Annotated in this window: 15 protein-coding genes; 11 read left to right on the forward strand and 4 right to left on the reverse strand. The window is 57.9% G+C overall.

What is annotated here, in order from left to right; translation table 11 throughout:
• Positions 1 to 16 precede the first annotated feature (16 nt).
• From JOD69_RS13180 to JOD69_RS13230, 11 genes are all read left to right on the forward strand, one after another.
• Positions 17 to 385 (forward strand): response regulator, encoded by a 369-nt coding sequence (locus JOD69_RS13180; protein WP_086134199.1) that lies wholly within the window; start codon positions 17 to 19, stop codon positions 383 to 385.
• A gap of 13 nt (positions 386 to 398) precedes the next feature.
• A complete protein-coding gene (locus JOD69_RS13185) occupies positions 399 to 734 on the forward strand; it encodes an STAS domain-containing protein (protein ID WP_086134198.1) in 336 nt (111 codons plus the stop codon).
• The gene (locus JOD69_RS13190; RefSeq protein WP_086134197.1) at positions 731 to 2,893 is read left to right on the forward strand and encodes a chemotaxis protein CheA; all 2,163 of its coding nucleotides are present in this window, start codon (positions 731 to 733) and stop codon (positions 2,891 to 2,893) included. The genes JOD69_RS13185 and JOD69_RS13190 overlap by 4 nt, the downstream gene beginning before the upstream one ends.
• 107 nt (positions 2,894 to 3,000) lie before the next feature.
• Positions 3,001 to 4,632, forward strand: a complete 1,632-nt coding sequence (locus JOD69_RS13195) for a methyl-accepting chemotaxis protein (protein ID WP_077732411.1) — start codon at positions 3,001 to 3,003, stop codon at positions 4,630 to 4,632.
• Between the two features lie 29 nt (positions 4,633 to 4,661).
• The gene (locus tag JOD69_RS13200) at positions 4,662 to 5,204 is read left to right on the forward strand and encodes a chemotaxis protein CheW (RefSeq protein WP_086134196.1); all 543 of its coding nucleotides are present in this window, start codon (positions 4,662 to 4,664) and stop codon (positions 5,202 to 5,204) included.
• 106 nt (positions 5,205 to 5,310) lie between these two features.
• Positions 5,311 to 6,117 (forward strand): protein-glutamate O-methyltransferase CheR, encoded by an 807-nt coding sequence (locus JOD69_RS13205; protein WP_210023984.1) that lies wholly within the window; start codon positions 5,311 to 5,313, stop codon positions 6,115 to 6,117.
• Positions 6,114 to 6,650 (forward strand): chemotaxis protein CheD, encoded by a 537-nt coding sequence (locus JOD69_RS13210; RefSeq protein ID WP_210023985.1) that lies wholly within the window; start codon positions 6,114 to 6,116, stop codon positions 6,648 to 6,650. Before JOD69_RS13205 ends, JOD69_RS13210 begins: the two co-directional genes overlap by 4 nt.
• Positions 6,647 to 7,720, forward strand: coding sequence for a chemotaxis response regulator protein-glutamate methylesterase (locus tag JOD69_RS13215; protein ID WP_210023986.1), 1,074 nt, complete (start codon positions 6,647 to 6,649; stop codon positions 7,718 to 7,720). Before JOD69_RS13210 ends, JOD69_RS13215 begins: the two co-directional genes overlap by 4 nt.
• A 105-nt stretch (positions 7,721 to 7,825) precedes the next feature.
• Positions 7,826 to 10,789: an EAL domain-containing protein gene (locus JOD69_RS13220; RefSeq protein WP_210023987.1), complete on the forward strand. Its 2,964-nt coding sequence runs from the start codon at positions 7,826 to 7,828 to the stop codon at positions 10,787 to 10,789.
• A gap of 190 nt (positions 10,790 to 10,979) precedes the next feature.
• On the forward strand, positions 10,980 to 12,455 hold the full coding sequence (locus JOD69_RS13225) for a PAS domain S-box protein (protein ID WP_210023988.1): 1,476 nt from the start codon (positions 10,980 to 10,982) through the stop codon (positions 12,453 to 12,455).
• A 15-nt stretch (positions 12,456 to 12,470) separates the two neighbouring features.
• Positions 12,471 to 13,094: a response regulator transcription factor gene (locus JOD69_RS13230; protein WP_077732404.1), complete on the forward strand. Its 624-nt coding sequence runs from the start codon at positions 12,471 to 12,473 to the stop codon at positions 13,092 to 13,094.
• Positions 13,095 to 13,487: 393 nt separating this feature from the next.
• On the opposite strand, the gene JOD69_RS13235 is transcribed toward JOD69_RS13230, so the two are convergent.
• The 4 genes from JOD69_RS13235 to JOD69_RS13250 all read right to left on the reverse strand — a co-directional run bounded on the left by JOD69_RS13235 (position 13,488) and on the right by JOD69_RS13250 (position 18,112).
• Positions 13,488 to 14,438 (reverse strand): cation transporter, encoded by a 951-nt coding sequence (locus JOD69_RS13235; RefSeq protein WP_086134189.1) that lies wholly within the window; start codon positions 14,436 to 14,438, stop codon positions 13,488 to 13,490.
• Positions 14,435 to 14,947 (reverse strand): transporter substrate-binding domain-containing protein, encoded by a 513-nt coding sequence (locus JOD69_RS13240; RefSeq protein ID WP_077732402.1) that lies wholly within the window; start codon positions 14,945 to 14,947, stop codon positions 14,435 to 14,437. Before JOD69_RS13240 ends, JOD69_RS13235 begins: the two co-directional genes overlap by 4 nt.
• Before the next feature lie 337 nt (positions 14,948 to 15,284).
• Positions 15,285 to 17,030: a MobH family relaxase gene (gene mobH / locus JOD69_RS13245; protein WP_168183815.1), complete on the reverse strand. Its 1,746-nt coding sequence runs from the start codon at positions 17,028 to 17,030 to the stop codon at positions 15,285 to 15,287.
• 272 nt (positions 17,031 to 17,302) lie between these two features.
• Positions 17,303 to 18,112: an HNH endonuclease gene (locus JOD69_RS13250; protein ID WP_086134263.1), complete on the reverse strand. Its 810-nt coding sequence runs from the start codon at positions 18,110 to 18,112 to the stop codon at positions 17,303 to 17,305.
• Positions 18,113 to 18,117 lie beyond the last annotated feature (5 nt).

The following is an 18,117-nucleotide window of genomic DNA, read 5'->3' on the forward strand; positions in this document are numbered from 1 at the left end:
CATAAGGAGTAGCTCCGTGGCCAAAACCATTCTCATCGTCGACGATTCGGCTTCGCTTCGCCAGGTCGTGAGCATCGCCCTGAAAGGAGCGGGCTATGACGTCATCGAAGCCCGCGACGGCCAAGACGCCCTGACCAAGCTGAACGGGCAACGAATCCACCTGATCATCAGCGATGTCAACATGCCCAATATGGACGGAATAAGCTTCGTCAGAGAAGCGAAACAGCTTCCCGCTTACAAGTTCACTCCGGTGATCATGCTCACCACCGAGTCTCAAGAAAGCAAGATGGCCGAGGGTAAGGCGGCCGGCGCCAAGGCTTGGGTCGTCAAGCCATTCCAGCCTGCCCAAATGCTGGATGCCGTATCGAAATTGATCGCCCCCTAAGAGAGCGTTAGCCATGGCCATCGAATTCACAGAAGACGGCGGGGCATTGCGTCTCTCTGGCGAACTGACCATCTATCATGCCGCGGAGATCAAACAGCCACTCCTGACGATGCTGCAAGCCGGAAACGAACTGGAAATCGACTTATCCGGCATCAGCGAAATCGACACAGCGGGATTTCAACTCCTCATGCTGGCCAAGAGGGAAACCGATCGTACCGGCGGCAATCTTCGCCTGACCTCGCACAGCCCAGCTGTTCTGGAATTGATCGAGCTGTATAACCTGGCGGGGTTCTTCGGCGATCCGCTGGTCATCACCGCCGCGCACGGTACGGGAGGACGGTCGTCATGAACCTGGATCAAGCACTACCGGTCTTCATCGAAGAAGGTCGCGCCCTACTCCAAGAAATGGAAGAAGGGCTCCTGGGGCTGGAACAGACGCCGGACGATCCGGACATCCTGAACGCGATTTTTCGCGCTGCCCATACCATCAAAGGTTCGGCAGGCTTGTTCGGTCTTGACGGCATCGTCTCCTTCACCCATGTCGTGGAAAACGTGCTGGATCGGATGCGCGCCGGCGAAATCCTGACTCAGCCGGATTTGACCAATCTCTTACTCCAATCGTGCGACGAAATCTCGGTGCTCATCGATGCTGCAGCGGCGGGCTCCGAATCAGACGTCGACCCAACGTCCAACGGCGTCGGGCTGCTCCATCGATTACGCGCCTATCTTGAGACATCCGATGCTAGTAGCGATGCCGGTCGCCTCCCGGCCAAAGCGCCCGCACCGGTAGAGGTTTGCGGCGAAGCTGCCGTGTCCGGCGACTGCTGGCGCATCGTCGTGGATTTCGGCGAAAACGTCCTGCGCAACGGCTTCGACCCGGCATCGTTTATACGCTACCTCTGCAATCTCGGGGAAATCGTTCATCTCGCAACCAAAACGGAACGGCTTCCGCCCGCCGAGCTCATGGATCCAGAGAGCTGTTACCTCGGTTTCGAAATCGACTTCAGAAGCGCTGCGGACAAACAAACCATCGAAAACGTCTTCGAGTTCGTACGGGAGGATTGCCATATCCGCATTACCCCGCCACCCGCTTTCGCCGAAGTCGCCATTGAACGCATCGAAGCTCTCAAAGCAGAAGCGGACAAGGTGGGCGAGATCCTGATCGAAGCCGATGCCGTCACCCCTCGGGAAATCGAAGAAGCGCTGGCCCTGCAAAACGAGATTGACGCCAGAACTCAAAGACATCCGCCTATGGGCGAAATACTGGTGCAGGAAGGCATGCTGCAACAACCGGTCGTCGAAGCGGCTCTTGAAAAACAAAAGAAAATCCGCGACGCAAAAATCGGCGAATCCCGATTCATCCGTGTCGATTCCGGAAAGCTGGACCAACTCATCAATCAGGTGGGCGAATTGGTCATTGCCGGCGCGACGGCATCCCTGCTGGCGCAGAGAACGAACGACAGCGAACTGCAAGAAGCGCTTTCCACCATTCTGCGCCTGGTCGAGGAAGTCCGCGGCGGCACCCTTCAGTTGCGCATGGTGCAGATTGGCGAAACCTTCAACCGCTTCAATCGCATTGTCCGGGATGTTTCCAAAGAACTCGGCAAAGACATCGAACTCCAGATTAGCGGCGCTGAAACCGAACTGGACAAAACCGTGGTGGAAAAGATCGGCGATCCCCTCACTCATCTGGTGCGCAACGCGATCGACCACGGAATCGAGTCTACCGATAGGCGTGTCGCTGCCGGCAAGCCGGCAAAGGGTACGGTTCGGCTCAACGCCTATCACGAGTCCAGCAGCATCGTCATCGAAGTGACCGATGACGGCGGAGGATTGAATCGCGACAAAATATTGAGCAAGGCAATAGAGCGGGGACTGGTGAACGCCGGCCAAAACCTGAGCGAGCAAGAGATTTACAACTTGATCTTCGAGCCCGGTTTTTCCACCGCCGACACGATCAGCAACCTGTCCGGACGCGGCGTCGGCATGGACGTCGTGCGGCGCAATATCGAAGCGCTCCGCGGCATGGTGGAAATCAACAGTCGTCAGGGCCAAGGCTCGACCGTACGCATTCGCCTGCCTTTGACCCTGGCGATTATCGACGGCTTCCTGGTGAGCGTCGCCGGCTGCTCCTATGTGATTCCCCTGGAAGTGGTATCGGAATGCGTAGAGCTTGATGAACGGGAACAGCGCCACGGCTGCTATGTGAATCTTAGGGGTGAGGTATTGCCCATCCTCAACCTGCGCGAACACTTCAAGATACACGGCCAAACCTCCCGCCGTCAGAACATCGTCGTGACGCACTTCGGCGGGCAAAAGGCGGGGCTTTTGGTAGACGAACTAATGGGCGAGTTCCAGACCGTGATCAAGCCGCTCGGCAAGCTATTCGGCAAGGTGCGCGGCGTCAGCGGCTTCACCATCCTGGGCTCCGGCGAAGTGGCGCTGATTCTGGATGTGCTTTCGCTGATCCAGTATGCCGCCGGTCTGGAAGCTCAAAAAGCAGCCTGAAAGCGAACCCTTCTCTAGCCAACGGCAAACGACAGCTCGGAAGCACGAGAAGGCAATACGCAAACACACAACGATCACTTCCCACACGACAAAAAGGAAGAACAAAAATGACTGCATTCCATCGATTCACCGTCAGAACCCGGTTACTCGGACTGGTTTTCCTGCTCTGCGCCTTTCAGATCATGATCGGCTGGAACGGTTTGTCCGGCATGAAGCAAAGCAACGCCGGGCTCCATACCGTCTATAACGACCGCGTCGTGCCTCTCAGAAAGCTGAAGAGGATTTCCGACGCTTATGCCGTCCACATCATAGATGCGGTCAACAAGGCCAATGCCGGATTGATTACCGCAGAAGACGCCCGGCAGCGGATACGCAGTGCCAACGAACGCATCCGGACGGAATGGAACGCCTACGCCGCTACCCGCATGACCGAAGAGGAGAGCAGACTGGTCAGCGCGGTCAAGTCGATGTTTAGCGAGTCCGACCGAAAGATCGATCGTCTGCTCGAGGTACTGGATGCCAAGACCGGAAATATCGTGGGACAACTCGGCGAATTCGATGGCCCGCTCTACGCTGTGATCGATCCGGTCACCGATAAGATCGCCGATCTGTCCAATCTGCAATTGACCGTCGCCGAACAGGAGTTCGACAAAGCGCAAGAAAGCTATCGCGTCGTCTTCAGTTTTGCCATCGGTACGATCGTCGCGAGCATTCTCATCGGCTCCCTGGTCGGCTTGTGGCTCGTCAACAACCTCGCCAAGCAACTTGGCGGCGAGCCCGGCTATGTCGCGGAGGTGGCGCGCCGGGTGGCGGGTGGTGATCTTACCGCCACCGTCGAGACCCGGCACGGCGATACCACCAGCGTGGTTGCCGCCATGAAGTTCATGGTGGATAAGCTCTCGGCCATCATCACCGATGTGCGCGGCGCGGCAGGCCAGTTGTCGAGCGCCTCGGAAGAAGTCTCGGCAACCGCCCAGAGCCTGTCCCAAGCCTCCAGTGAACAAGCGGCCAGCGTCGAGGAAACCAGCGCCGCCGTCGAAGAGATGTCCGCCTCCATCAACCAGAACGCCGAGAACGCTCGGGTCACCGACGGCATGGCCGGCAAAGCCTCCACCGAGGCCAAGGAAGGCGGCGAGGCGGTTCAGTCCACGGTCGAAGCGATGCGCCAGATCGCCCAGAGGATCGGCATCATCGACGACATCGCCTACCAAACCAATCTCCTAGCCCTGAACGCCGCTATCGAAGCCGCCCGCGCCGGCGATCACGGCAAGGGCTTCGCCGTGGTGGCGGCGGAAGTGCGGAAATTGGCCGAACGCTCCCAAGTCGCCGCCCAGGAGATCGGGGAATTGGCCGACAGCAGCGTGAAACTGGCAGAGAAAGCCGGCAAGCTCTTGGATGATATCGTGCCCTCCATCGCCAAGACCTCCGATCTGGTGCAGGAGATCACCGCGGCTTCCAACGAACAATCCGCCGGCGTGAACCAGATCGCCACGGCGATGATGCAGCTCAACCAGATCACGCAGCAGAACGCCTCGTCCTCGGAAGAGCTTGCCGCCACCGCCGAGGAAATGAGCAGCCAAGCCGAGCAATTGCAACAGCTCATGGAATTCTTCAGGCTGGCACAAGGCGAGAACCGGGACGCGCCGGCCAAGCCCTCCGTTCGTCAACCCAAACCCGCCCAAGCGCCACGTCTCTTGGAAACCTACGCCATGAGCCAGCACGAATTCGAAAAATTTTGAGACAAGCATCCGAATAACGAGGAGCCGCTATGGCGAATATCATTGCGCACCAAAAGTCGTCGCCGCAGATCGACCACGAATCGGACAGCGCACAGCAATACCTGACTTTTCAACTGGGCGGAGAGCTGTTCGCCCTAGATATTCTTCACGTCAAGGAAATCCTCGAGTACGGCCACGTCACGCCGGTACCCATGACCCCGACCTTTATCCGCGGCGTCATCAATCTGCGCGGCGCGGTGGTGCCGGTCATCGATCTCTATGCGCGCTTCGGCCGCGGCCTAGCCGAGGTGACCCGGCGAAGCTGTATCGTCATCGTGGAGGTGCAACACGAGGAAGAACGCCACGACATCGGGGTGACCGTCGATGCCGTGAACGAGGTCGTTGAGCTTCCGCCGGCCGAAATCGAGCCGGCGCCGGCCTTCGGCGCCAAGATCCGCACCGATTTCATCGCCGGTATGGGCAAACTCGACGGCCGCTTTGTCATCTTGCTGGATCTCGCCAAGGTGCTGTCCGTGGACGAGATGGCTCTGCTCGCCGAGATGGGACAAGGAGACCATGGAAACGGGGAATAGGCGGCAAGACGGCCCGGTCGGTCCGGATCGGCCATCGAACTTCCCGGCGTCAGGAGCGAGCCGCAAAACCAAAATCGTCTATCCGAAAAACGACCGTTCTTGAACCATGGACGCTTTGACCCTCAGCGATCATGAATTCCGCCAATACCAAAAGCTCCTCTACGACATCGCCGGCATCCATCTGTCGCCGGCGAAAAAAGCCCTAGTATGCGGACGATTGGCCCGGCGTCTCGCCCAGCACGGATTGACCAGTTACGGGGACTATTTTCGCCTCTTGACCGACCGACGGGAGGCGGAGGAGCTTCAGCACGCGCTCGACCTACTGACCACCAATGAGACCTATTTCTTTCGCGAACCGGGGCATTTCGATTTTTTGCAGAACCACATCCTCGGCTCCCACCGCCGGGCTCAAACCTTCCGGGTCTGGAGTGCGGCCTGTTCCAGCGGCGAAGAGCCTTACAGCATCGCCATGGTGCTGGCCGATCGATTGGGTAGCGGTCCCTGGGAAGTATTGGGCTCCGACATCAGTCGGCGCGTCCTCGAAAAAGCCCGGCTCGGCCATTATCCCATGGAGCGGGCCAGACACATCCCCAGGGATCATTTGACCCGCTATTGCCTCAAGGGAGTCGGCTCTCAGAAAGGCACTTTTCTCATCGACACCCCTCTGAAGAGCCGCATGCGATTCATTCAGATCAATCTGAACGGACCGCTCCCCAAGATCGGCGAGTTTGACGCCATCTTTCTGCGCAATGTCATGATCTATTTCGACCTGGCGGCAAAACGACGGATAGTGGCCCGTCTGATCCAGACGTTGAAACCCGGCGGCCATTTTATCGTCGGCCATGCGGAAACCCTGAACGGTGTCGATGAAACTCTGAAACCCGTCGCCCCTACCATTTACCGCAAACCATGATATGCAGCGCCGTTTCGCCCCCCGGATTTCAGGAAATCCATTTGCGTCCGGGCGACTTCTACTTCGGGCAAGGAGCAGTGCGCCTGGTTACCCTGCTCGGTTCCTGCGTGGCCGTGATTCTATGGCATCCGCGCCTCTGCCTCGGCGGCATGTGCCATTACATGTTGCCGGCCCGCGGCCACGGGCGGGCGTCGGAACCGGACGGACGCTATGCCGACGAGGCTATGGAACTCTTTCGCCGGGAAATCTTGCGCGCCGGAGCGCCGTCGTCCGAATACCGCGCTCGATTGTTCGGCGGCGGAAACATGTTTGCGAACCGTTCCGTACCCGCCGTCCTGAACGTGAGCGCACGCAACGTGGAAGCCGCAAGAAACCTGGCAAATCGCCTCGGCTCCCGGATCGACGAGGCACACTTGGGTGGCGTTGGGTATAGGAAGCTGGCATTCGAACTTTGGAGCGGCGAGACCCGCCTCGAACATCGCCAGGAGCTCATCGAATTTTCCACGGCGAGAAGAAAGAACGAATCTAAATGAAAAAAATAGGCGTCATGCTCGTGGACGACTCGGCCGTAGTGCGCCAGGTCATCAGTGATATCTTGAGCCAGGATCCCGCCCTGGAAGTCATCGGCGCGGCTTCCGATCCCCTCTTCGCCATGGAGCGAATGAAACGGCGGTGGCCGGACGTCATCGTCCTGGATGTGGAAATGCCCCGCATGGACGGAATCACCTTTTTGAAGAAGCTCATGATGGAACACCCGACCCCGGTCGTGATTTGTTCCTCGCTCACGGAGAAAGGCGCAGAAACCTCCTTGCAAGCCTTGTCCGCTGGCGCGGTGGGTGTCGTCGCCAAAGCCAAGCTGGGAATCAAGCAACATCTGCAGAGCGTCGCCGCAGAACTGATCCACGCCGTCAAGTCCGCGGCCCTGGCCGATCTCAAGCGGCTGACGCTCGCGGGCCTGCCGCACAAGGCCGAACCCAAGCATACAGCCGATGCCGTGCTGTCCTATTCTCATCGCCCTCTCACGCAGACAACCGACAAAGTGGTCGCCCTGGGCGCCTCCACCGGCGGCACGCAGGCTCTGGAAGCGGTGCTCACGGCTCTGCCTCGGGTCTGTCCCGGCATCGTCGTCGTTCAGCACATGCCGGAAAAATTCACCACCGCTTTTGCCAACCGCCTGGACAAGCTCAGCGCGGTCGAAGTCAAAGAAGCCGCCAACGGCGACCGGGTCTTGCCCGGCCGGGTACTGATAGCACCCGGCGGCCGCCATATGCTGCTCAAACGTAGTGGCGCTCTTTATTACGTGGACGTGATTGACGGCCCGCTGGTCAATCGGCACCGCCCGTCGGTGGACGTGTTGTTCCGCTCCGTGGCCAATACCGCCGGAAAAAATGCTTTCGGGGTGATCATGACCGGCATGGGCGACGACGGCGCCCGCGGCCTGAAGGAGATGCGCGAGGCCGGGAGCCGAACCTTGGCTCAGGACGAAGAAACCTGTGTCGTGTACGGCATGCCGAAAGAGGCCGTGAGACTCGGAGCGGTGGAACGCAGCATCGCGCTTTCGGATATCCCGTCAGCGATCCTGGATTATGGTGCGAGCCGGTAAGTTACTCGCTCCATACACGAACATCGCCATCACCGCGGTGTTTTCTGAACGATTGGTCTTTAGAACCCTACATCGTGATTAGCATCATTCTCGGAAACGGAAGTTATGACAGACATAGACTTTGATCGGTCCGGGCACTCGGTATTCGTATTCGGTACCGATACGGAGAAGACGGTAAGGCAGATTACGTTGCTGCTCCTTCCTCTCGGCCTGTTTTCCTTCGGACTCTGGCTGTGCGTACAGGAACACGGCGTCCGTTTCGCCGATTATTCCGCTCTTCACACGCTTGTGGAGATTCCCGCCATCGTGATCGCCGCAATGGTATTCGGCATCGGCTGGAACGCCTATGAGGAGAATCGTCCGTTGACTTTGCCGATCCTCGCCTGCGGCTTTCTGACCGTCGGTTTGCTCGACCTGATGCACGTACTGTCGTTTCCGGGAATGCCGAATTTCATTACGCCGAGCAGCCCGGAAAAAGCCATCAATTTCTGGCTGGCCGCACGCTACTTGGCTGCCGTTACGTTCCTGGCCGCCGGCTTGCTGCCTTGGCGCCCGATGAAGCGGCTTTCATTTCGATGCGCCATACTGGCCGGATGCCTGGCGTTCGCTTCGCTCATCGTCTGGCTTGGCCTTTTCCGGGAAGATTTTTGGCCGCGGACGTTTCTGTCAGGACAAGGCTTAACGCCTTTCAAAATGAAGGCGGAATATGCACTGACGCTCATCTATTTCACTGTCACTCTCGTTCTGCTCTATCGCTTGCGCCGACCGCAGCCCCGGGTTCTGGCGTATTTGATGGGCGCCTCGGCGGTTACGGCCTTGAGCGAGTTGTGTTTCTCGCGATATCGGGCGGTCGACGATCTGTGCAATTTTGTCGGTCATGTTTACAAAGCGATCGCCTATTTTCTCGTTTACCGGGGAATCTTCGTCGAAGGCGTGCACGAACCTTATCTGCGGCTCCAGGCCTCCCGCGAGGCGCTTCGGAAAAGCGAGGCACGTTTTCAGGATCTGCTGGAATTCGAGCCGGACGGGGTTTTGCTGGCCGACAGCGCATGTCGCATCGCCATGGCCAACGCCAAAGCGGAGGCCATTTTCGCCTGTCCGCGAGCAGAACTCATCGGCCGGTCGATAGAAACATTGATTCCTGAGATTTGCCGGGCAAAGCACTCAGCGCGATGGCACACTCATCGCGAGGAAAAGCAAACCTTATCGGTAGGACGGGAAGTATGGGGACGCCGCAACGACGGATCCGATTTTCCCGCCGAAGTAACGCTCGGTCCATTGCATACCGAACAAGGATTGATGACCATCGTCGCCGTACGCGACATCACAGAACGAAAACAACGCGAGGAGGAGCGAGACCGACTCGTGGCCATTCTGGAAGGGACCTCGGATCTTATCGGTATCGTCAACGCCGACTACAAACCAATCTACATCAATCAGGCCGGACGCGCGATGCTGGGACTCGGCCGGGAGGAAGACATCTCCGCCCTGCATATCGAACAGTTTCACCCGCCTCAAGTATTCAATACGTTACTGAGGGGAGGACTTGCGGAGGCGGAGAAGAGCGGCGTCTGGCGGGGCGAAACGGAACTGGTCAACCGGTTCGGCAACAAAATCCCGCTCTCCCAGGTCATCATAGCCCACAAGGGGAACGACGGGCGGGTCGCTTACTGGTCGACGGTGGCTCGCGACATCGCCGATCAGAAACAGTACGAGACGATGCTGAAATTTCAGGCCACCCACGATCCTCTAACCGCATTGCCCAATCGTTTCCTGTTTCGCGAGCGGCTGGAGCAGGCGATGCTGAGAGCATTCCGCAATGGCAGCTTGGTCGCAGTGCTTTTGGTCGATCTGGACAATTTCAAGGATGTGAACGATACCTTGGGACACGATTTCGGCGACGAGTTGGTAAAGCTGATCGGAGGCCGCCTTAGAGAAGCCCTGCGCGAGGAAGATACCGTAGCGCGGCTGGGCGGCGACGAATTCGCGGTACTCCTGCCCTACATCACCGATTCCTCGTGCGCGGCGCAAAAGGCGCAATTACTGCTGGACGCCATCGCGCAGCCCTGCAGGATCGAGCACCACCATATTCTTATCAGCGCCAGCATCGGTATTACCGTTTATCCCGGCGACGGCGACGATGTTCACGGACTGTTGCGCAATGCCGACATGTCCATGTATAAGGCTAAGGACGAAGGACGGAGCAAGTTCCGGTTCTACACTGCCGAAATGGGCGCTTGTCTTCGGGAAAGACTGGACATCGTCAACGACCTGCGCACGGCTTTGGACCAAAGCGAATTCACCTTGCATTATCAGCCCAGAGTCAGTCTTGTCACCGGTCGAATCTGCGGTGTCGAAGCGCTGATACGTTGGCAGCATCCCCAAAAAGGCTTCATTGCACCGGCCAAATTCATCCCGATCGCGGAGGAAACCGGTCTGATCGCTCAGATCGGCGAATGGGTTTTCCGCACTGCCTGCGCGCAAGCAAAAGTATGGCGCGATAAAGGGCTGGCCTTCAACCGAATGGCCGTCAATCTATCGGCACGCCAATTCGCACAGCCGGATCTGGTCGAGGTCGTTACCGCCGTCGTCGAACAAACGGGTCTTCCGCCGCAGACCCTAGAACTGGAAATCACAGAAAGCATGCTGATGCGCGACCGGTCCATAGCGGCCGATGTGCTGGGCCGGTTGAAGCAACTCGGTATCTCGTTGGCGGTCGACGACTTCGGAACGGGCTACTCCTCCTTGAGCTATCTGAAACAGTTTCCGCTGGACTATCTCAAGATAGACCGGTCTTTCATACGCGATCTAGCCAAGGATCCCGATGATGCACGCATCGTCGAAGCCATCATCGTTCTGGCCCATAGCCTCAATCTCGGGGTGATCGGAGAAGGTGTCGAAACGCCGGAACAAGCCGAGTTTCTGAAAACCCGCCATTGCGACGAAATACAGGGGTATTACTTCAGTAAACCGACGCCCGCCGATGAAGTCGAAGCGATGCTGCGGACCGGCAAAACGCTCGAGTTTACGGTTCCGAAATCGCTGTCGCCGCTGACCGCGTCGGCCTGACGGCCGATATTCGACCGTATGGCAATCCATCAGCGTCCACAGACGTGTCTCCATCGCCTATCGCAAGCAAGCAACAAACGCGAGCTATAACTCCGAACATGCTTAAAACTCGCTTTCTCCAGTCAATCCTCAAGTGAATCTCACTCTCGTCATAGCCACTTTAGGGCTCTTCGCTCTATTCGGACATCGGATGCGGCTACTGTCGAAACGCTTGCTGCGAGCCGAGCTCTATTTACACGAAATTCTGGACCGCGTGCCATCAGGAGTGATCGTCACCGACCGGTACGGACGAATCGAGATCCTCAATCCGGCTGCAACCCGGATGTTCGGTTACGGATTGAACGAAGTGCTGCCGCTCAGCACCGATCAACTGATGTCGGAAACACAGGCCGAAAAACACTACGCTCCTATCCAAAATCATCGGAATTCCGAGATGCGCAAAGTTCACGGCTCCGGATTCCGCTCTTGGCAAGGCAAGCGTAAGGACGGCACCTTCTTTCCGGTTGAAATGGCCATCGACGAACTCGAATCGAAGGACGAGCGGCATTTCCTGATCATTGCACGGGACATTACCGAGAGAGCGTACCTAAAAAGCGAATTGGATAGGCGCGAGCGAGAATTCCGGGCACTCGTGGAAAATTCGCCGGATATCATCGCTCGCTTTGATCGAGCTCTGCGCTTTATTTATGTCAACCCGGCCATAGAACGCGTTCTGGGCCGACCGGCGTCGAGCTTTCCGGGCAAGACGTATCAAGACCTCGAATTACCTGACGATCTGGTGAGATGCCTACAGTCGCCGCTAAAAAGCGTTTTCGCCAGCGGTAAGGAACAAATCGCCGAGTTCGTCCTGCCATCCCCTGACGGCGAACAGCACTTTCACTCCCGCCATGTACCTGAGCTCTCGCCAGATGGCACAGTGCACAGCGTGCTGTTGAACTGCCGAGACATCACGGTCCTCAAGAAAACAGAATTCATGCTGCGGGAACGGGAGCAAGAAATCCGCGACTCCCGGCGACTTTTGCAACGCCTGGCCGCTCACAGGGAAAATTTGAGGGAAGAAGAGAAAAAACGGATCGCTCGGGAAATCCATGACGAACTGGGCCAGATCCTGACGGCCATGAAGATGGATATTTCCTTCATACGAATGAACTTTCTTCAAAACCACTCCGAATTGGCAAAAAAGATCCAGGCCTTGGGCGTCCTGGTAAATAGAGCGGTTCAGGTCGTACGCAACATATCGACCGATTTGCGCCCCAGCGCACTCGACTTCGGCATTGCAGCCGCGTTGGAATGGCTGGTCAAAGAGTTTGAGACCCGCACCGGTATCCCATGTGTCTTAACCACAATGAGCGATATCGTCCTTGATGAACAACTGGCTATCGCGATATTCCGTATCGCCCAGGAATCGCTGAACAATGTGGCAAAGCATGCCAATGCCCGCCACGCTTCCGTACTCCTGGTTTCCCGGAATGATCATATTCGCGTCGAAATACAGGATGACGGCTGCGGCTTCGATGTGACGGCCGAGCACAAACCCAAGTCCTTTGGCCTTTTGGGAATACGGGAACGGGTGTCGGCATTGGGCGGCAAGTTCGACATCCATAGTACACCCGGGAAAGGCACCCGGCTTGCGATTCGGCTTCCTCCTAGAAGTTCTCCTTTTTGAAAATCGGAATGATTGATGATCAAGATCCTGGTAGCCGACGACCACCCTATCATTCGCCATGGAATAACTCATATTTTGTCTTCAACCGTCAATTTCTCGGTCGTGGATGAAGCCGCGGATGCGTCCGAAGTCTTGGACAAGTGCCGCTGTACCGATATCGACGTTCTGGTTTTGGACTTGTCCATGCCGGGCACTCAAGGCGTCGACTTGATTAGACGCGTCCAGCAGATCAGACCATCGCTTCCCATACTGATCCTGACCATGCATACCTCGGAACAGATCGCCGCAGAAGCGATCAAAGCCGGCGCCGCGGGTTACATCACCAAGGACTGCGAACCGGGCATCTTGGTTGCCGGCATAAGAAGAGTAGCGAGCGGTCAACGCTTCATAGAGTCTTCGCTGGCGGAAAAAATCGTTTTCACTATGGTGCCGGACCAATTTCCTCACGCGGCACTTTCGCAGCGAGAGCGGCAGATTCTCCGTCTTTTCGCTTCGGGCAAGCGAGTTCAGGACATCGCCGACGCGTTATCCCTCAGCGAAAAAACCGTCAGCACCCACAAAACGCGCCTGATGCGGAAACTCAGCGTCAAAAATAACGCCGACCTGATCCGGTATGCCGTCGAGCATGACTTGATTTGATCTGATCATCTCGGAAAAACAACAGCAGACAGACAAAAGCTGGCTGGCCGCACCTAAGTACATTCCGCAAATACTTGCGGAATCTCGACTGTTTGGCTTGATTGGCGGGGTTGTCCTGCAGGTTGCCTATGCCGCAAGACTTCCCTGAATGTACTTAGAGCGTTTTCCATCCCGGTGTACGGATTCGTGCCAGGAGGGGAGAACGTAGGTCGGCAATCCCTTGCCGACGTATCGGCTCGGCGAAGGGCTTTGTCGGCAAGGGATTGCCGACCTACGTATCTGGCTGGCCGCATCCTAGATTTCTAGGATGGGCGAAAATTGCGCGAGGGCGCCGAAATTCCGAAAGTGGCGCTGCCCTCGACATGCAATCTCCTCCTCCGGCAAGCGTCAGGCTCACTCAGGCGGCCGGTCCAGCACCGTGATTGTCACGTCGTGGAGCCGCCAGTTGATCGACTTCGCATCCGCCACAGCGTGACGAATCTTCGCGGGCAAGTCCTCGGGCGAACCGCGCGGCGTCACGAACACTTCGCCGAAGAATACGTGCCCGACTTCGCGCAGCCTGACCGTGGCGCCGGCGACCCAGTCGAGCCTTTCGATGCATGCGCGCAACTCATCGGGGAGCGGTTCGGGACCCGAGCGATCGGTTTTCATCGGGCGGCGCTCCATGAGGTCGTGCACGGCCACGTACACGTTGACCACGCCGTCCTTGAGAATATCGGCGGAAACCAGCGCGGCTGCCACCGGATCGAGCCACCACAGACCGAGGCCGACACCGAGCACGCCGACGGCCGTCGCCGTCTCCGCCATCCAGTCGGCCTTCATCATCTTCGCGTCGGCGTAAAGGATTTTGTCATGGATTTGGGGTGCGAGCTTGAGTTTCGCGCGACCGAAAAAGACGCTCGGTATCGCCGTGTAAGCGATTGCCGCGAGCATAGGCCAGCCGGCCCAGAGCGTATGGCCGAAAAGCGTCATCCCGCCGATCGTCGTGCGTTCGACAGCGATCAGCTTGGTCACGGCTTCAACCAGCAAAAACCCGCCCAGACCGACGAGCGAGAGCGAGGCGGTGAGATAGCCGATCGAGACGACGCCATGGTAACCGTAAGGGAAATCCTCGTTCGCTCTGCGGCACGCGATGCGCGTGCAGACGAGAAAGGCGATCGCCGGCACCGATGAAAACGCGTCTTCAAAGAAGCTCGTCCGCATGGCTTGCGAGGTGCCCATGGTGAGACCGAGAAAGGTCGTGGACGAGGCGATATAGATCAATGTCCACGTTTCCAACCGCCGCGCCTTTTTTAGGTCGCGTTCCTTTTCGGGCGGCAGGTCAAAAGCATCGAGGGGCCTCATGGCTGCGCGTTCTCCTGCTGCGCCTGCTGAGCACGGCGTCGCAACATGGCTTTGTCCTGGGCGGCAAGGAATCGGTCCAGCGAAAAAAGCAGCGCGCTCTCGCCTGGCGTCACGGCGAGCACGTGTTTCTTCTCGGTTCCGTATCGATCCTCGATCTCAATGTAAGGCTGCGTAAGACCGAGCTTGGATTTGTAAGGCGTCTCGCTGTCGAGCCCCGCCGCCAGTACATCGATCTCTCGGCGATGCAGCGCTTCAATGAGTTCCGCTTCTGCGCCGCTCCGCCAGGTCACGGGGGCACCGAGGCCTTTCGCCCAAGCCTCGATCAGCTCGGGTTCGAGTCCCGTGACGCGGCCGCCCTCGAAGCGTACCCAGGGTGGGTTGTCCGCCACGCCGACACGCAATTCGCCACCGCGCACGCGGTTTAGCGCCCCGGCACTGTCGCGCGGAAGGGAATCGCAGCCGGCCAAGAAGAACACGGTGAGCGCCACCAGAACCAGAGTAGGCATCATCGTTGCGTTCGAGATAGGCCGAATTCGGTCGGTACAATATTAGACCGGCTTGAAGCGGTACGATTTCGTTTGCGGACCTACTAGCAACACCGGCCCTATCATCCGGCCCAATGAGTTGCGATATATCAAATTCCGGAGGGGCTTATGACAGGGGTGCAAGTCGACCGTACTCGACGAGGGCAACGTGTACTTCCTGCTCCGCCCCCGCGTGCAGGAGGAAGAGCCGGAGAAGATCGGTGATATGACGTTCCTCCAGGCGGAAAAACTCGGCGAGGATGTCCGACGAACTGATCAGCGCAAATCGACCGCGGATCATTCAATCCAAACAGTAGATTCATTAAGACGCTCGCCGTAAATGCGGGTTCGGCTGGGGATTGGTGGTCCTGAAGATTCGTCCCACGTCCCGCACCAGAATCCCGTTGATCGCCGTCGAACGGTTCTGTCCGGTCACGATATAGCGGTGGACGTTCATGCCGTTCGCGGTCCGTTCGTGCAAGCCCAGCTTCAGGAAACGCTTCTGCACTTTGTCCCAGGAGCTATCGGATGCATCGGGCTCTTTGGCGAAATCCTGAAATAAACCGGGGCTGACCAGCAACACGCCTTCCGGTACAACATGAATCCGGGTGCCCGGATTGTTGTAATCCAGCTTTTTGCTGGCAATTCCCGCAACCAGCCAGGATAGGAAGGCTTCGCCGAGATCATCGGGAGAAGCGAAAGACAAAGGTAACTTTACCTCATAGTTCTGATGATCGGCCGAATAGCCGGGTGAGTTGGTGCCGGCATTCATCTGGGCAGTCACGGATTCCGGGATATCCGGTGCTGGAGTGGATCGAGACTTGTCCGAAACCGTGCCTTCCGGTGTTTTATCCACCTGCACCGGCGCCTCGCATCGACGCGGGGAAACCGGCGTGACGGTACCCTGGAATTCGTCGGGCCAGCGATCCCGATTCGGCCAAAGCCGGGAAACCGGAATTCGAATCAGTGTCAGCTCATGCGCCCAACCATCGCCGTTGACCACGGCAAGCCAGATCGCGCGATCGTTGCAGGTCACCAGAACACTGTGTTCCTGCAAGACATCGAAGATACGGTCGTTCTGGGTCGGAATGCCGGTGTGTCCGGATTGCACGAGATGCAAACGTATGGCGTCGACGGTGCGCTTGCTGACCATCCAGAGATCGTCGCCGACTCGCCATCCGGCCGCGCCGTTTCGGTTGAGCGGCAGTTCCTTTTCGTCGATCAGAAACCGCAAGGCAGCGATCAGCTTCTCATGCAACGGAACGACGGAACCGGACGCTGCGCGCTGTCCCGGCTCCGCTCCCAGATTCCGCGCCACCGATTCGGAATCGGCCTTATTGACGATCTCGCCGATCGCTCCGGCCCCCGCCGTATCTCCGCCGATACAGGAAAGCCACGCCGAAAACGCCTCGCGGTCGCCGGCGAGCCAAGCCAAGCCGTCAGCGGGGATGATTCGATTCACCAATAGCAGCGAAGCTTTTTCATGTAATCGATACTGGCGCTTCGGCACGAATTCCGCGCGATACCACCGAGCACGGGGATCGTCCGTCAGACTGCCTGTCCAGGGGTCCCGCGGCCCGAAGTCTTTGCCGCGTTCGTCGAATACCGTAACGACTTGGTCGACGGCCGGTTTCGCCAGGTCGTGCAGCAAGGCCGCCGTAAAAACGGCATAGGTCCACAAATCGCGCTTGTGGTTTATGTCCTCCGGCACAGCGCCGGGCGGCAACAGGTAGGCTTGTCGCAGTTTCAGCGCGATCGTAGCGACCTCCAATCCATGATCGAGCATGCCGCCGGCATAGGCATGATGGTGAGCTTCCGAGGCGGGAAGCTGCTGTACGAATTCGGCAAATCGGTTGATGGCAGCGACGTAGTAGGCCTGGAAATGATGCCGAGTTACGCCCGCCAACTCCTCGATAAGGTTGACATGCTGCCGGCGACTGAACAGCAGCTCGTGGGGAGACAAGACAGGCAAAGCGCCGGCTGGCCGGCAATCAGTTGGTTCAGGCGACAGCGCAGCCGGGGCTGCTGGCGACCGGTGCATGAACCATCCAAAGATCGGAAGCTTCATGGTGAAAACTCCAAGGGCTACCATGCCGTTAGCAGGCATAGAGCCTCTCGCAAAAATACTCTTCAGATCAGATTTGTGCGACCTAAAACCATTTAACTATCCGATCTCTATCCGTGACTCATGAATTCAACGCTTCTGAATTCTTCGAACCCTCAAATTTCTCCGAACAAGCCCGGAAACATGATCTTGACCACGTTGCTCGGAGCGGTGGCCAAGGACTTTTTGCCGCCCCGTCAACTTTCGAGCATAACTCACCTCAACCCCGCCCTGCATTATTGCGTCGCAGAAGCGAGCGCTTGGCAATCAGCTGTTTGGTTGACAGAAAGCAAGAATCGGGCGCGGTGAAAGCTTAGATAGCTTTGATGCTCAGGAGCTACCCAGCGCAGTTCCAAGCCTGGCACGATTCCAAGTCGCTTTAAATCGGCCTCTGCAAGAGAAGGCGATGGCACTAACCGACCTCCTTCATCGAAACTGATCAGGAAACGGTCAAACAAGGCATCGAGGTTGGCGGTCAGCAGAAAGCCGTTGAACACATCCAAACGCTCGGCATCGGACTCGCATTCCGCCCAAGGTTTGGCGTGGCTGGCGCGCAAAACTTCAGGCACAGCTACTCCTGTTACCGCGCAGGCCCCTCCCCAATATTCCAACATCGCTTCGCGGAATTTCTGTTGGCCCACACGCTGGCGAACCATGCGTTCGATTTCCGTCCCGGCCAATCCCGGGGGCAAAGCCGACAACTCCTCATCCAATGCCTTCCGATAGCTGGTAGCGGCCTGAGTAGGCAATGCGCGTGACAAACTTGCCGCTCGGCGCAACAGCGCGGCGAGCGCAGCCTCATTGCCCACTACGAAGTCGCCCTTATCCCAAAGAGCTTGGGGGAAGCCACGCGATAACTCCGGTAACAGCGCATCGGAACCGGACGTGAAACGGACGCTGAAGCCGGCGTCCAGCACAGAAATGATGGCACGGGTGGGATGTCGCGCCGATGCCAGTGTGACGTCATGCTCGTCGGCTACCAGGGTGTGTTCGAAGCCGTTGTCGACGCCGACTTTTTCGATTAGGGCGCGTTGCAGCGGATTCACGGCCA

The sequence above is a fragment of the Methylocaldum sp. RMAD-M genome (genome assembly GCF_017832375.1).
In the GTDB taxonomy this organism is placed as follows: domain Bacteria; phylum Pseudomonadota; class Gammaproteobacteria; order Methylococcales; family Methylococcaceae; genus Methylocaldum.

Excerpts from the sequence above, each read along its gene's own strand:
- JOD69_RS13185 (WP_086134198.1), top strand. The coding sequence starts at position 399 with ATGGCCATCGAATTCACAGAAGACGGCGGGGCATTGCGTCTCTCTGGC.
- JOD69_RS13190 (WP_086134197.1), top strand. The coding sequence starts at position 731 with ATGAACCTGGATCAAGCACTACCGGTCTTCATCGAAGAAGGTCGCGCC.
- JOD69_RS13195 (WP_077732411.1), top strand. The coding sequence starts at position 3,001 with ATGACTGCATTCCATCGATTCACCGTCAGAACCCGGTTACTCGGACTG.
- JOD69_RS13200 (WP_086134196.1), top strand. The coding sequence starts at position 4,662 with ATGGCGAATATCATTGCGCACCAAAAGTCGTCGCCGCAGATCGACCAC.
- JOD69_RS13205 (WP_210023984.1), top strand. The coding sequence starts at position 5,311 with ATGGACGCTTTGACCCTCAGCGATCATGAATTCCGCCAATACCAAAAG.
- JOD69_RS13210 (WP_210023985.1), top strand. The coding sequence starts at position 6,114 with ATGATATGCAGCGCCGTTTCGCCCCCCGGATTTCAGGAAATCCATTTG.
- JOD69_RS13215 (WP_210023986.1), top strand. The coding sequence starts at position 6,647 with ATGAAAAAAATAGGCGTCATGCTCGTGGACGACTCGGCCGTAGTGCGC.
- JOD69_RS13220 (WP_210023987.1), top strand. The coding sequence starts at position 7,826 with ATGACAGACATAGACTTTGATCGGTCCGGGCACTCGGTATTCGTATTC.
- JOD69_RS13225 (WP_210023988.1), top strand. The coding sequence starts at position 10,980 with ATGCGGCTACTGTCGAAACGCTTGCTGCGAGCCGAGCTCTATTTACAC.
- JOD69_RS13230 (WP_077732404.1), top strand. The coding sequence starts at position 12,471 with ATGATCAAGATCCTGGTAGCCGACGACCACCCTATCATTCGCCATGGA.
- JOD69_RS13235 (WP_086134189.1), bottom strand. The coding sequence starts at position 14,438 with ATGAGGCCCCTCGATGCTTTTGACCTGCCGCCCGAAAAGGAACGCGAC.
- JOD69_RS13240 (WP_077732402.1), bottom strand. The coding sequence starts at position 14,947 with ATGATGCCTACTCTGGTTCTGGTGGCGCTCACCGTGTTCTTCTTGGCC.
- mobH (WP_168183815.1), bottom strand. The coding sequence starts at position 17,030 with ATGAAGCTTCCGATCTTTGGATGGTTCATGCACCGGTCGCCAGCAGCC.